At 71.5% G+C, this 13202-nt stretch carries 12 protein-coding genes; all 12 read right to left on the bottom strand.

Going from position 1 to position 13202, the window contains the following annotated elements; all coding sequences use genetic code 11:
- Positions 1-43: 43 nt before the first annotated feature.
- The 12 genes from ACR68M_RS26150 to ACR68M_RS26095 all read right to left on the bottom strand — a co-directional run bounded on the left by ACR68M_RS26150 (position 44) and on the right by ACR68M_RS26095 (position 13198).
- A complete protein-coding gene (locus ACR68M_RS26150) occupies positions 44-334 on the bottom strand; it encodes a YggT family protein (protein ID WP_441246563.1) in 291 nt (96 codons plus the stop codon).
- 81 nt (positions 335-415) lie between these two features.
- Positions 416-1015 carry a cell division protein SepF gene (locus ACR68M_RS26145; RefSeq protein ID WP_441246562.1) on the bottom strand — a complete coding sequence of 200 codons (600 nt, stop codon included), beginning with the start codon at positions 1013-1015 and terminating at the stop codon, positions 416-418.
- A 192-nt stretch (positions 1016-1207) separates the two neighbouring features.
- Positions 1208-1996: a YggS family pyridoxal phosphate-dependent enzyme gene (locus ACR68M_RS26140; protein WP_441246561.1), complete on the bottom strand. Its 789-nt coding sequence runs from the start codon at positions 1994-1996 to the stop codon at positions 1208-1210.
- A gap of 5 nt (positions 1997-2001) precedes the next feature.
- Entirely contained in the window at positions 2002-2727 is a 726-nt protein-coding gene (gene pgeF, locus ACR68M_RS26135; protein WP_441246560.1) for a peptidoglycan editing factor PgeF, read from the bottom strand.
- Between the two features lie 11 nt (positions 2728-2738).
- Positions 2739-3929: a cell division protein FtsZ gene (ftsZ, locus tag ACR68M_RS26130; RefSeq protein ID WP_441246559.1), complete on the bottom strand. Its 1191-nt coding sequence runs from the start codon at positions 3927-3929 to the stop codon at positions 2739-2741.
- 377 nt (positions 3930-4306) lie between these two features.
- On the bottom strand, positions 4307-5083 hold the full coding sequence (locus tag ACR68M_RS26125; protein ID WP_441246558.1) for a cell division protein FtsQ/DivIB: 777 nt from the start codon (positions 5081-5083) through the stop codon (positions 4307-4309).
- The gene (gene murG / locus ACR68M_RS26120; RefSeq protein WP_441246557.1) at positions 5076-6182 is read right to left on the bottom strand and encodes an undecaprenyldiphospho-muramoylpentapeptide beta-N-acetylglucosaminyltransferase; all 1107 of its coding nucleotides are present in this window, start codon (positions 6180-6182) and stop codon (positions 5076-5078) included. Before murG ends, ACR68M_RS26125 begins: the two co-directional genes overlap by 8 nt.
- A 6-nt stretch (positions 6183-6188) precedes the next feature.
- Positions 6189-7520 (bottom strand): putative lipid II flippase FtsW, encoded by a 1332-nt coding sequence (gene ftsW, locus ACR68M_RS26115; RefSeq protein WP_441246556.1) that lies wholly within the window; start codon positions 7518-7520, stop codon positions 6189-6191.
- A gap of 155 nt (positions 7521-7675) precedes the next feature.
- Complete coding sequence (gene murD / locus ACR68M_RS26110) at positions 7676-9112, bottom strand: UDP-N-acetylmuramoyl-L-alanine--D-glutamate ligase (protein WP_441246555.1); 1437 nt, start codon at positions 9110-9112, stop codon at positions 7676-7678.
- Entirely contained in the window at positions 9109-10170 is a 1062-nt protein-coding gene (mraY, locus tag ACR68M_RS26105; RefSeq protein WP_441246554.1) for a phospho-N-acetylmuramoyl-pentapeptide-transferase, read from the bottom strand. The genes murD and mraY overlap by 4 nt, the downstream gene beginning before the upstream one ends.
- Entirely contained in the window at positions 10170-11588 is a 1419-nt protein-coding gene (locus ACR68M_RS26100; protein WP_441246553.1) for a UDP-N-acetylmuramoyl-tripeptide--D-alanyl-D-alanine ligase, read from the bottom strand. The genes mraY and ACR68M_RS26100 overlap by 1 nt, the downstream gene beginning before the upstream one ends.
- Positions 11585-13198 (bottom strand): UDP-N-acetylmuramoyl-L-alanyl-D-glutamate--2,6-diaminopimelate ligase, encoded by a 1614-nt coding sequence (locus ACR68M_RS26095; protein WP_441246552.1) that lies wholly within the window; start codon positions 13196-13198, stop codon positions 11585-11587. The genes ACR68M_RS26100 and ACR68M_RS26095 overlap by 4 nt, the downstream gene beginning before the upstream one ends.
- Positions 13199-13202: the final 4 nt, after the last annotated feature.

Below are 13202 nucleotides of genomic sequence, written 5' to 3'. Positions count from 1 at the left end.
ACCTCAACGTGATCGTCGGCATACCGGCATCCTGTCGCAGCGCTCAAGACGGCAGAGTCAGCACGAGCGATCTCAGGACAAACACAATGATCATCAGTACGAAGAAGGACAGGTCGAGCGCCACGCCCCCGAGACGCAACGGCGGGATGAATCGCCGAAGAAGCTTGAGTGGCGGATCCGTGGCAGTGTACGTGACCTCCAGGACCATGACCATGGCCCTTCCCGGCTGCCACGATCGGGCGAACTGGAAGACCCAGTCCATGACGAGCCGGAAGAGCAGGATCAACAGGAAGACCGTCAGCGCCCAATAGAGCACCAGCCACACGATCCCCATCCCGATCTTCCCTCTCCCCGACCGACGAACCGTCAGTCACTACACACTGTCGTTGGCTCCACACATGTAGTCGTGGCTGGGTCAGCTCTGGTTGAAGAACCCACCCTCGGCGATCCGTGCCTTGTCCTCCGCCGTTACGTCGACGTTAGCAGGAGACAGCAGGAACACCTTCTGCGTCACTCGCTCGATACTGCCGTGCAGACCGAAGACGAGTCCAGCGGCGAAGTCTACGAGTCGCTTCGCGTCGGTGTCGTCCATCTCGGTCAGATTCATGATCACCGGGGTGCCGCCACGGAACTGTTCCCCGATGGTACGGGCCTCGTTGTAGGTCCGAGGGTGCAGCGTGGTGATGCGGTAGGGCTCACGTTCGTTCACGACCTTGGGCATGATCACCGGGGAGCTCTTCTCCAGGTTGTGGCGGCGTTCGGGTGTGATGGACGACACTGGTGCCATCCGCGGGGTCTCCTGCCGGATCGGCACGGCAGCCGGTACGGGCTGCGGCGCGATGTGGGCGACGGGGGCCGGCGCGGCGGCGGGCCGCTGGAGGTCCTCGTTACGTCCGTTGCGGATCGGCTCGGGGTCCGTGTCGTAGTCGTCGTCGGGGTCGTACCCCTGGCCGTCGTACGTCTCGTCCTCCACGAGGCCGAGGTAGACCGCCATTTTGCGCATTGCGCCGGCCATGCTCCTGTCTCCTCCGCTCTGTGGTGGGATCGGCTCCGTCACCGGCGGCCTTCGCCCACGGGCTCCGCCGCCACCGACCGGTTCGGTCCGTCCACGACCCGTCAGGACGACTGTCCGTCAGGCGTGCGAGTGGCTGCGACTGCTAGGTTCTGTCCTGTTTTGTCCTGCAGTGTGATCTACTACCCGGTGACGTTACCCGAGCGGTGACCGCACTCCGAGCACCGCCGTACCGACGCGTACGTGTGTCGCTCCCGCGGCCACGGCCTGCTCCAGGTCACCACTCATGCCTGCGGAAACCATCGTGGCAGCAGGATGGGCCGCCCGTACGGCGGTTGCGATTTCCGCCAGCCGATCGAAGGCCCTGGCAGGGTCGCCGGCCAGCGGCCCGACGAGCGGAGCGACGGTCATCACACCGGCCAGTTGCAGGCCGGGCGTGTCGGCGATCCGGTCGGCCAGCGCGAGCACGTCCTCCGGTGCCACTCCGGCCCGGCCCTCGCCCTCCCCCGCCTCCTTGTCCAGCGCGACCTGCACCAGGCAACCCAGCGGCGCGCGCTCCGACTTCAGCACCGCCGCCGAGAGCGACTCGACCAGCCGCGCGCGGTCCACCGAGTGCACCAGGTCGGCGTACGAGACCACCGAACGCACCTTGTTGGTCTGCAACTGCCCGACGAAGTGCCAGGTCAGCGGCAGGCGGCTGCACTGCTCCGCCTTGGGCGCGGCGTCCTGGTCGCGGTTCTCCGCCACGTCGGTGACGCCGAGGGCGGCCAGCAGGGCGGTGTCCTCGGCCGGGTAGGTCTTGGTGACCACGACCAGCTGCACCGCGTCGCGCGGGCGCCCGGCGGCGGCGCAGGCGTCGGCGATCCGGCGCTCCACCACCTCCAGGTTGGTGCCGAGCTGCTCGTACCGGGCCAGCTGCCCGTCCGTCAGGGCGGCGGAGAAATCCGGCCGCCCGGGGAACGCGTCGTAGATGTCGTTCGTCATGAGTGTCAGCTGTCCAACCAGACGTAGCTCGCGAGCCGGCCCGTGCGCTGCTCGCGGCGATAGGAGAAGTGATCGGTCGACTCGAGGGTGCAGACGGGTGAGCACTCCAGTTCGGTGACACCCGCTGCGGCGAGCTGCGCGCGGACTCCGGCGGCCACGTCCAGCGCGGGCGTCCCCCAGGAGGTCTCGGCCCAGGCGGCGGGCACCCGCTCCGCCACCTCCGCGCGGAGCTCCGCCGGGACTTCGTAGCACCGGCCGCAGACGGCGGGGCCGGTGGCCGCGACGATCCGGGCGGGTACGGCCCCCAGCTCGGTCATCGCCCGGACGACCGCCGGGACGACTCCGGCGGCGAGGCCCGGCCGGCCGGCGTGCGCCGCGCCGATCACCCGGGCGACGGGGTCGGCCAGCAGGACGGGCGTGCAGTCGGCGGTCAGCACCGCCAGCACCAGCGGCCGGTCGGTGACGACGGCGTCCACGGTCGGCGCCTCGCCCACCGGCTGGCGCTCCGTCACCACGGCGACGTCCGCGCCGTGCACCTGGTGCATCCAGACCACGTCCGCCGGGTCGAGCCCCAGGCCCCGGGCCGCGATCGCCCGGTTCTCCCGGACGGCCACCGGGTCGTCCCCCACGGCACCGCCGAGGTTGAGCTCCCCGTACGGCAGAGTGCTCACCCCGCCCCACCGGTCGGTGAAGGCGAAGTGAGCACCCTGTCTTGCGTCGTGCGAGGTCACTTCAGGCCGCTCTACTTCAAGAAATCGGGGACGTCGAGCTCCTCGGCCGGGCTCTCGACGAACGGCTGCCGGGCGGGCTGCACCTGCGGCGGCACCGGCGGGGCGGTGGTGACGGGCGACTCCGAGCGGGACTCCTCCGAGCGGGAGGTGACCGAGCCGATGCTCCCGTACGACGGCCGGGTGGCCGGGCGCTCGGGGGCGGCGGCCGGGGCCGGGGTCGACTTGACCACCGGGTCGCGGACGATCGCCGGGGGCTGGCCGCCGTCGAAGCCGGCCGCGATGACCGTCACCCGGACCTCGTCGCCGAGGGCGTCGTCGATGACGGCACCGAAGATGATGTTCGCCTCGGGGTGGGCGGCCTCGCTGACCAGCTGCGCCGACTCGTTGATCTCGAAGAGACCGAGGTCGGAGCCGCCGGAGATGGAGAGCAGCACGCCGCGGGCGCCGTCGATCGAGGCCTCCAGCAGCGGCGAGGAGATCGCCATGATGGCGGCCGCCTTGGCGCGGTCCTCGCCCCGGGCGGAGCCGATGCCCATCAGGGCGGAGCCGGCGTCCGACATGACCGACTTGACGTCGGCGAAGTCGAGGTTGATCAGGCCGGGGGTGGTGATCAGGTCCGTGATGCCCTGGACACCGGAGAGCAGCACCTGGTCGGCGGAGCGGAAGGCGTCCAGCACCGAGACCTGGCGGTCCGAGATCGAGAGCAGGCGGTCGTTCGGGATGACGATGAGGGTGTCGACCTCTTCGCGCAGCCCGGCGATGCCGTCCTCGGCCTGGTTGGCGCGGCGGCGGCCCTCGAAGGTGAAGGGGCGGGTGACCACGCCGATGGTGAGCGCGCCGAGCGAGCGGGCGATGTTCGCCACGACGGGCGCGCCGCCGGTGCCGGTGCCGCCGCCCTCGCCGGCGGTGACGAAGACCATGTCGGCCCCCTTGAGGACCTCCTCGATCTCCTCGCGGTGGTCCTCGGCGGCCTTGCGGCCGACCTCGGGGTTGGCGCCGGCGCCGAGGCCCCGGGTGAGTTCACGGCCCACGTCGAGCTTGACGTCGGCGTCGCTCATCAGGAGGGCCTGCGCATCGGTGTTGATCGCGATGAACTCGACGCCCTTGAGACCGACCTCGATCATCCGGTTGATGGCGTTGACACCACCGCCGCCGATACCGACGACCTTGATGACTGCGAGGTAGTTCTGCGGTGCTGCCACGTCGAAGGCCTCTCGCCTCGAATTTCCGGGTCGGCCCCCACGGAGCGGAAAACCGACGGATGTCGATGGGTGGGAGCGCGGTTTCTGACTGTATGTCCGAAATTCCGACCACCGACCCGAACCCTAAACTTGAGCTTTAGGGTTACTGGTGTGCCTGCGTCAGGTCACGGCTCCGGCAGGCGTGCTGCCAGGAACTGCCTGGTGACACAGGACACTAGGTCGGCGAAGGCCAGGTGTTCAACGAACACGCCGAGCGTCCCTTTTTTCTTTTGAGCCTATGTGATCATCGACCACCCGGTGAAACCGGGGTGACCACCAAGGGTCGGTGCGGAGCCGTAGCTCCGTCAACACCACCCTCAGGGCAAGAACTTACCCGATCAACCCGACACCGCAGGCGCCTCCGGCGCACTCACGTCGTAATTAACGGCCTTCTGCCCGAGCAGCGCCGTCAGCACCTTGGCCTTGCGCTCCGTCCGCTCCGCACTCCCCCAGTGCACCACCGCACCCCCGCTGAGCTGGAGTTGGATGTCGTCGTACGAGTACACCCGAACCGCTCCGGCACGCTTCGCGACGTCCTCCGGCAGCCCCGCCGCGACCGTCACGGCGGCCCGCACCAACTCCGGACGGGAGATCACCCCCAGGGAGTCGTTCGCCTGCTGACCGAGTGCCAGCTCGACCACCGGGACTCCGGCGGGCGGCGCCGACTCGGTGGCGAAGCTCACCCCCGAGGCATCGACCTGGGTGAATTTGCCATCTTCGGTCTTGACAGCGGCCACCGGCTTGCGCTCCACCAGCTTCACCCGCAGGGTGTGCGGCCAGCCCCGCCAGATCTCGGCCCTGGCCACCCGGGGGACGGCCTGCACCCGCGCGACCGCCGCGTCGAGGTCGACCCGGGCCAGCGGCCCGGCACCCGCCGGGCCGAGCGCCGCCTCCACCTGCTCCGACGTCAGCTTCCCGCTGTCCAGGCCCTGGACGGCGACGGAGCGCACGTCCAGGGCGGAGGAGAAGAAGACCAGCCAGCCGAGCGCACCGGCGACGAGCAGCCCGAGGGCGCTCAGCACCACGACCCCGCGCCGGGAGAGGCGGAGCCGGGGGGCACCCGGCTCCGCCTCCTCCTCGTCGCCGAGCTCCGGGGAGGCCGAGGCGTCAGCCACGACGGCGGCCGCCCCGGGCGGCGGCGACCGCCTCGTAGACCATCTGCACCAGCAGGTCGTCGGCGTCCCGGCGGCCGAATTCGGAGGCCGCCCGGCTCATGTCCCAGAGCTTCTGCGGGCTGGTCAGCACCGGCAGCACGTTCTGGAGCACCCAGTCCGGCGTCAGCTCGGCGTCGTCCACCAGCAGACCGCCGCCGGCCTTGACCATCGGCTGGGCGTTCAGCCGCTGCTCGCCGTTGCCGATCGGCAGCGGCACGAAGGCGGCGGGCAGCCCGACGGCGGCCAGCTCGGCCACCGTCATCGCCCCGGCCCGGCAGAGCATCAGGTCGGCGGCGGCGTACGCGAGATCCATCCGGTCCACGTACGGCACCGCGCGGTACGGCGGCATCCCGGGGATGTCGTCGATCACCGGCAGCTCGTTCTTCGGGCCGACGGCGTGCAGGATCTGCACGCCGTACTGCTGGAGCCGGGGGGCGATCGCCTGGACGGTCTCGTTCAGGCGGCGGGCGCCCTGCGAGCCGCCGGAGACCAGCAGCGTGGGCAGCCGCTGGTCGAGGCCGAAGTAGTGCCGGGCCTCCGGGCGCACCGCGTTCCGGTCCAGCGTGGCGATGGTGCGGCGCAGCGGGATGCCGATGTACCGGGAGTCGCGCAGCTTGCTGTCCGGGGTGGAGACGGCGACGAAGTCGGAGTAGCGGGCACCGATCTTGTTGGCCAGCCCGGGGCGCGCGTTGGCCTCGTGCACCACGATCGGCACCCCGGCGCGCTTGGCGGCCAGGTAGGCGGGCATCGCGACGTAGCCGCCGAAGCCGACCACGCAGTCGGCCTTGACCCGCTCGATGATCTCCTGGGCGGCCCGGACGGTGCCGCGCAGGCGGCCCGGGACGGTGATCAGCTCGGGGGTGGGCTTACGAGGCAGCGGTACGGCCGGGATCAGCTCCAGCTGGTAGCCGCGCTCGGGCACCAGTCTGGTCTCCAGGCCGCGTTCGGTGCCCAGGGCGGTGATCCCGACGGAGGGGTCGTGCCTGCGGAGGGCGTCCGCGAGGGCGAGGGCCGGCTCGATGTGACCGGCGGTCCCGCCGCCGGCGAGTACGACATGCACCGAAATTCACCGCTCCCTGCGCGCCGGCCGGGGAGCAGGGCGCGCTGTGGTTCGTCGTCGTGGCAGCACCCGGGCCAGGCGTGTCCTGATCCGGGAGTTGTTGCTCCGGGCGGCCAGTGCCGCCCTGGCCCCCGGTGAGCTGCGCGCGAAGCAGAGCAGCACACCGATGGCGCACAGGGCCGACAGCATGGCGGACCCTCCGTAGGAGAACAGCGGGAGCGGGACGCCCGCGATGGGCAGCAGTCCCAGTGCCGACCCCAGGTTGATCATGGCCTGCGCCATGATCCACGTGGTGGCGGCTCCCGCGGCGTACCTGACGAAGGGGTCCTTCGTGCCGATGGCCACTCGGATACCCGCGTAGCCTAGTGCCGCGAAGAGACCGAGAACCGACAGCGTCCCCACCAGGCCGAGTTCCTCGCCCGTCGCGGCGAAGATGAAGTCGGTGTGCGCCTCCGGCAGCTGCCCCCACTTCTCGACGCCCGCGCCGAGGCCGGAGCCGAACAGGCCGCCCGCAGCGAGGGCGTAGAGGCCGTGCAGGGCCTGGAAGCAGTTCAGCGCCGGGTCCGGCTTGGTGACGCCGATGCAGGCCAGCCGGTCGAGCCGGTGCGGCACGGTGATGATCAGCGCGGTGCAGGAGACCACGGCGATGCCGAGGGTCGCGCCGAACAGCCTGAGCGGCGCGCCGACCATCCAGAGCAGCCCGAAGAGCATCGCGATCAGGATCATCGTGGTGCCCATGTCGCCGCCGATCATGATCAGCATGAGCAGCAGCAGGGTGCCCGGCACCAGCGGCACCAGCAGGTGCTTCCACTGGTCCAGCAGCCTGCCCCGCTGCTTGCGCGCGAGCAGGTCGGCGCCCCACAGCACCAGCGCCAGCTTGGCGAACTCGGAGGGCTGCACCTGGAAGAACCCGAGGTTGATCCAGTTCCGGTTGCCGTTCACCTCCATGCCGATGCCCGGTATGGCGACCAGCAGCAGCGCCCCGACCACCGCACAGAGCAGCGGGTAGACGAGCGCCCGCATCAGCTTCAGCGGCATCCGGGCCAGCACCATCAGCAGCGCCCCGCCCAGCAGCACCGCGATCAGCTGCTTGCGGAAGAAGAACGTGATCGGCAGGTGACGCTGCATCACCAGGATCTGCGAGGACGAGAAGACCATCACCAGCCCCAGCACCACCAACAGCATGGCCGACCCGAGGATCAGGTAGTACGGCGTCAACGGCCGCGCCAGCAGGTACCGCGCCCGGCCCCGCAGCGCCTTGAGCCGCCCCAGCGGGCCCTCCGACTTGAACACCGTCGTGGTCGCCGAGATCACCTGCAGCTTGCCTTGCGGCGGCATGCGGTCCCCCCAAAATTTCTCAAAGCGTCAACCCAGGGGCGCACGCAACCGGCCAGCCCCAGGGGCGCGGGGAACTGCGCGAAATCGGGAGTGACGGCGCCGCACCTACCGCCTCGCGCACGTAGTCAATCCTGCAGAGCCCCGCGCCCCTGGGGTTAACGCCCGAGTTGCAGCACTGCCGCCGCGAAGAGGTCGCCGCGTTCGCCGTAGTTGGTGAACATGTCCATCGAGGCACAGGCCGGCGCCAGCAGGACGGTGTCACCCGATCGGGCGAGCCCGGCGGCAGCGCTGACCACCGAGGCCATCGCCACCGCGCCAGTCTCACCCGCCGCCGCTTCGATCACCGGGACATCCGGCGCGTGTCGCGCCAGTGCGTCGCGGATCAGCGCCCGGTCGGCGCCCATCAGCACCACGCCCCGCAGCCGCGCCGCCGCACCGGTGACCAGCTCGTCGAAGGTCGCGCCCTTGGCGAGGCCTCCGGCGATCCAGACGACCGGCTGGTACGAGGCCAGCGAGGCGGCGGCGGCGTGGGTGTTGGTGGCCTTGGAGTCGTCCACGTAGGTGACGCCGTCGACGACGGCGACCTGGGCGATCCGGTGGGCGTCCGGGCGGAAGGCCCGCAGGCCCTCGCGGACGGCCTTGGCGTCCACGCCGTAGGCGCGGGCCAGGGCGGCGGCGGCCAGGGCGTTGGTGATGTTGTGCGGTGCCGGGGGGTTGACGTCCTCGACGGAGCCGAGTTCGGCGGCGTTCTTGTGGCGGTCCGGCACGAAGGCGCGGTCCACCAGCAGTCCGTCCACGACCCCGAACTGCGACAGCCCGGGGGCGCCGAGGCCGAAGCCGACGGCCCGGCAGCCCTCCTCGACGTCGGCCTCGCGGACCAGCGCCTCGGTGGCCGGGTCGGCGAGGTTGTAGACGCAGGCGATCCGGTTGCCCTGGTAGATCCGGCCCTTGTCGGCGGCGTACGCCTCCATCGAGCCGTGCCAGTCCAGGTGGTCGGGCGCCAGGTTGAGCACGGCGGCCGAGTGCGGGCGCAGCGAGGGCGCCCAGTGCAGTTGGTAGCTGGAGAGCTCGACGGCCAGCACGTCGTACGGCACGTCGTCGTCGCCGAAGCCGGTCAGCACCGCGTCGAGCACGGAGACGCCGACGTTGCCGACGGCGGCGGTGCGGCGCCCTGCGGCGGTGAGGATCGAGGCGAGCATCTGCACGGTGGTGGTCTTGCCGTTGGTGCCGGTGACGGCCAGCCAGGGGGCCGGTTCGCCGGTCTGCGGCAGCGGGCGCCGCAGGTGCCAGGCCAGCTCGACGTCGCCCCAGACCGGGACGCCGGCTTCGGCGGCGGCCAGGAAGAGCGGGCTGTTCGGCGGCCAGCCGGGCGAGGTGACGATCAGTTCGGTGCCCTCGGGCAGCGTCCCGCCGTCACCGAGTTGGGCGGCGACGCCCAGTTCGGCGACCTTGGCCCGCAGGGCGGGGCTGTCGCCGCCGTCCACCACGGTGACCTCGGCGCCGAGCGAGCGCAGCACCCGGGCCGCGCTCACGCCGGAGAGTCCGAGGCCGGCGACCACGACGGACAGACCGCTCCAGGAGGGGACGGTCATCCCGTCACCCAGCCCGCGTAGAAGAGGCCGAGGCCGACGGCGACGCAGAGGCCCTGGATGATCCAGAAGCGGACCACGATCAGCACCTCGCTCCAGCCCTTGAGCTCGAAGTGGTGCTGGAGCGGGGCCATCTTGAAGACGCGCTTGCCGGTCATCCGGAACGAGCCGACCTGGATGATCACCGAGAGGGTGATGATCACGAAGAGGCCGCCCAGCAGCGCGAGCAGCAGCTCGGTCTGCGAGCAGATCGCGAGCCCGGCGAGCGCGCCGCCGAGGGCGAGCGAGCCGGTGTCACCCATGAAGATCTTGGCGGGCGAGGTGTTCCACCAGAGGAAGCCGAAGCAGGAGCCCATCAGCGCGGCGGCGACCACGGCGAGGTCCAGCGGGTCGCGGACGTCGTAGCAGTCGGCGGTGGCGCGGACCATGTAGGCGCAGCTCTGGCCGTACTGCCAGACGCCGATGAAGACGTACGCGCCGAAGACCATCACCGAGGCGCCGGTCGCCAGGCCGTCCAGACCGTCCGTCAGGTTCACGCCGTTCGACATCGCGGCGATCATGAAATAGGCCCAGATGACGAACAGGACGGGCCCGATCGACCAGCTGAAGTCCCGGACGAAGGACAGGTGCGTCGAGGCCGGGGTGATGCCCCGGGCGTCGTGGAACTGCAGGGCCAGCACGGCGAAGGCGAGGCCGACGAAGGACTGGCCGAACAGCTTCGCCTTGGCCCGCAGGCCGAGCGAGCGCTGCTTGACGACCTTGATGTAGTCGTCGAGGAAGCCGACCAGGCCCAGACCCACCGTCAGGAAGAGCACCAGCAGCCCGGAGGCGGTGGGCATCTCCCCGGAGATCGCCTTGGTCACGCCGTAGGCGATGAGGGCGGCCAGGATGAAGGCGATGCCGCCCATGGTCGGCGTACCGCGCTTGCTGTGGTGCGCCTTGGGGCCGTCGTCACGGATCATCTGGCCGTAGCCGTGCTTGGCCAGCAGCTTGATCAGCATCGGTGTCCCGAGCAGGGAGAGCACCAGGCCGATCATGCCCGCGATAAGTACCTGCTTCATCATTGGGCGGCTCCATCGGCCAGTGGCACATCGGCCAGTAGTGCGGCGGCCACCCGCTCGAGACCCACCGAACGGGACGCCTTCACCAAGACCACGTCCCCAGGCCGCAGCTGACCGCGCAGCAGCTCGACCGCCGCGTCCGCGTCGGACACCAGCACCGACTCCTCACCCCACGAACCTTCGTTCCTCGCGCCCAGTTCCATACAGGCCGCGTCCCGGCCGCCGACCGCCACCAGTTTGGTGACGTCGAGCCGGACCGCGAGGCGCCCGATGGCGTCGTGCTCGGAGAGGCTGTCCTCGCCGAGCTCCCGCATCTCGCCGAGCACCGCCCAGGTGCGGCGGCGCTCCGGGCCCCGGCCCCCCATCGACACCAGCGCCCGGAGCGCGGCCCGCATGGACTCGGGGTTCGCGTTGTAGGCGTCGTTGACGACGGTGACACCGTCCGCCCGGTCGACGACCTCCATGCGCCAGCGGGACAGCGCACCCGCCTCGCCCAGGGCAGCGGCGGTGTCGTCGACGGACATGCCGAGCGCCACCGCCACCGCGGCGGCGGCGAGGGCGTTCGAGACGTGGTGCTCACCGTACAGGCGCAGCTGTACGGCTGCGGAACCGGCTGGGGTGACGAGCGTGAACGATGGCCGCCCGGCGTCGTCGAGGCGAACTCCGGTGGCCCGGATGTCGGCGTCGGGGCTCTCGCCGAAGTACAGCACCTTGGCCTTGGTGCGCTCGGCCATCGCCCGCACCAGCGGGTCGTCGGCGTTGAGCACGGCGGTGCCGTCACCGGTCAGCGCCTCGACCAGCTCGCCCTTGGCCTCGGCGATGGCGGCCTTGGAACCGAACTCCCCGACGTGCGCGGTGCCGATGTTGAGCACCAGGCCGATGCTGGGGGGCGCGATGTCGGTCAGGTACGCGATGTCGCCCTTGTGCCGGGCGCCCATCTCCAGCACCAGGTGCCGGGTGGTGCCGGTGACCTTGGTGGCCGTCAGCGGGGCGCCGATCTCGTTGTTGAGCGAGCCCTCGGTGAAGACGGTCTCGCCGTGGCGCTGGAGCAGCTGGGCGATCAGGTCCTTGGTGCTGGTCTTGCCCGCCGAGCCGGTGAGGCCGACGACCGAGAGCTGCGGGGCGCGGTCGACCACGGCCCGACCCAGCCTGGCCAGCGCGGCGACGACGTCCTCGACCAGCACGGCGGGCACGCCCACCGGACGGCTGGCCAGCACGGCGACGGCGCCGGCGGCGACCGCCCGCTCGGCGAAGTCGTGCCCGTCCACGTGCTCGCCGACCACGGCGGCGAACAGGCCGCCGGGGCCCATCAGCCGCGAGTCGCGGTCGACCGGCCCGGTGACCAGGGCCGCCGGGTCGGCGGAGTCCAGGGTGCCGCCGACGGCCTCGGCGATCTCGGCGAGCGAGAGTGCGATCACGGCTGCTTGTCTCCTCGGGTCGTCTGCGTGATGGCCTCGCGCAGCACCTGGCGGTCGTCGAAGGGGCGGTTCTCGCCCTTCACGTACTGGCCCACCTCGTGGCCCTTGCCCGCGACGAGGACGGTGTCCCCGGCGTGCGCGCGGGCGACGGCGTCGCGGATGGCCTCGGCCCGGTCCGGTACGACGAGCACGTCGCCGCGCTCGGCCTCGGGCACCTCGACGGCGCCGCCGAGCATGCTGGCGAGGATCGCCAGCGCGTCCTCGGAGCGCGGGTTGTCGCTGGTCAGCACGGCGGTGTCGGCAAGCCGGGCGGCGATGGCGCCCATCGGGGCCCGCTTGAAGGGGTCGCGGTCGCCGCCGCAGCCGACGACGACGTGCAGGCGGCCCTTGGTGACCTCGCGCAGCGACTCCAGCACGGCCTGGAGGGCGTCCGGCTTGTGCGCGTAGTCGACCACGGCGACGTACGGCTGCCCGGCGTCGACCCGCTCCAGCCGCCCGGGGACGCCGGGCACGGCGGCGATGCCGGTGACGGCGGCCTCCAGCGGCAGCCCGGCGGTGACCAGGGCGGTGATCGCGCCGAGCGCGTTGGCGACGTTGAACGGGCCGGGCAGCGGCACCGAGGCGTCGGCGGCCGCGCCGCCGGGCCCGAGCACCCGGAAGGTCGAGCCGGTCGGGCCGAGCTGCACGTCGACGGCCCGCCAGTCGGCCTCGGGGGCGCCCTTGGCGGAGAAGGTGGTGACGGGGATCGGCGCCTCGGCAGCGATCCGGCGGCCGTACGCGTCGTCCAGGTTGGCGACGCCGCGCGCGGCCCTGTCCGGCTGGAAGAGCCGGGCCTTGGCCCGGTAGTAGTCCTCCATGTCGGGGTGGAAGTCGAGGTGCTCGGGCGTCAGGTTGTTGAACAGCGCGACGTCGTAGCGCATCCCGTCGACCCGGCCGAAGACCAGGGCGTGGCTGGAGACCTCCATCACCACCGCGTCCGCACCGCGCTCGCGCATCACCGCGAGGACGGCGTGCAGGTCGGTGGACTCGGGGGTGGTGCGCTCGCTCTTGATCCGGTGCTCGCCGACCCGCATCTCGACGGTGCCGATCACCCCGGGCAGCTTGCCGGCGCCGCGCAGGCCGCCCTCGACCAGGTACGCGGTGGTGGTCTTGCCGTTGGTGCCGGTCAGCCCGATGCTCAGCAGCTGCTCGCCGGGGTGCCCGTAGAGCGCGGCGGCCAGCTCGCCCATCGCGGCGCGCGGGCTCTCCACCACCAGCAGCGGCGCCCCGCAGTCGGCGGCGGTGCCGGCGCCCTCGGCGTCGGTCAGCACGGCGACGGCGCCGGCCTCGACGGCCTGGGCGGCGAACCGCGCACCGTGCACGTTGGCACCGCCGAAGGCGACGTACACGTCGCCCGGCCGGACGGCCCGCGAGTCGTGCGTGATGCCGCTGACCTGGCCGCCCTGGACGGGCTCCAGGCCCAGCAGCCGGGCCACCTCGGCCAGCGGTGTCACCGCCGGGTTGCTCGGTCGGGGCGGGCTTGCGGAGATTTGATCGGGTTTCGGCACGGCGGGCAGGCTATCGGCCGAAGGGGCCCCAGGGCCAAACCGGTCGGCGGCTGTCGCGTTCATATCA

Origin of the sequence: Kitasatospora sp. McL0602 (assembly GCF_052076145.1) — a bacterium.
In the GTDB taxonomy this organism is placed as follows: Bacteria; Actinomycetota; Actinomycetes; order Streptomycetales; family Streptomycetaceae; genus Kitasatospora.
This window is presented reverse-complemented; position numbering and strand designations above follow the sequence as displayed.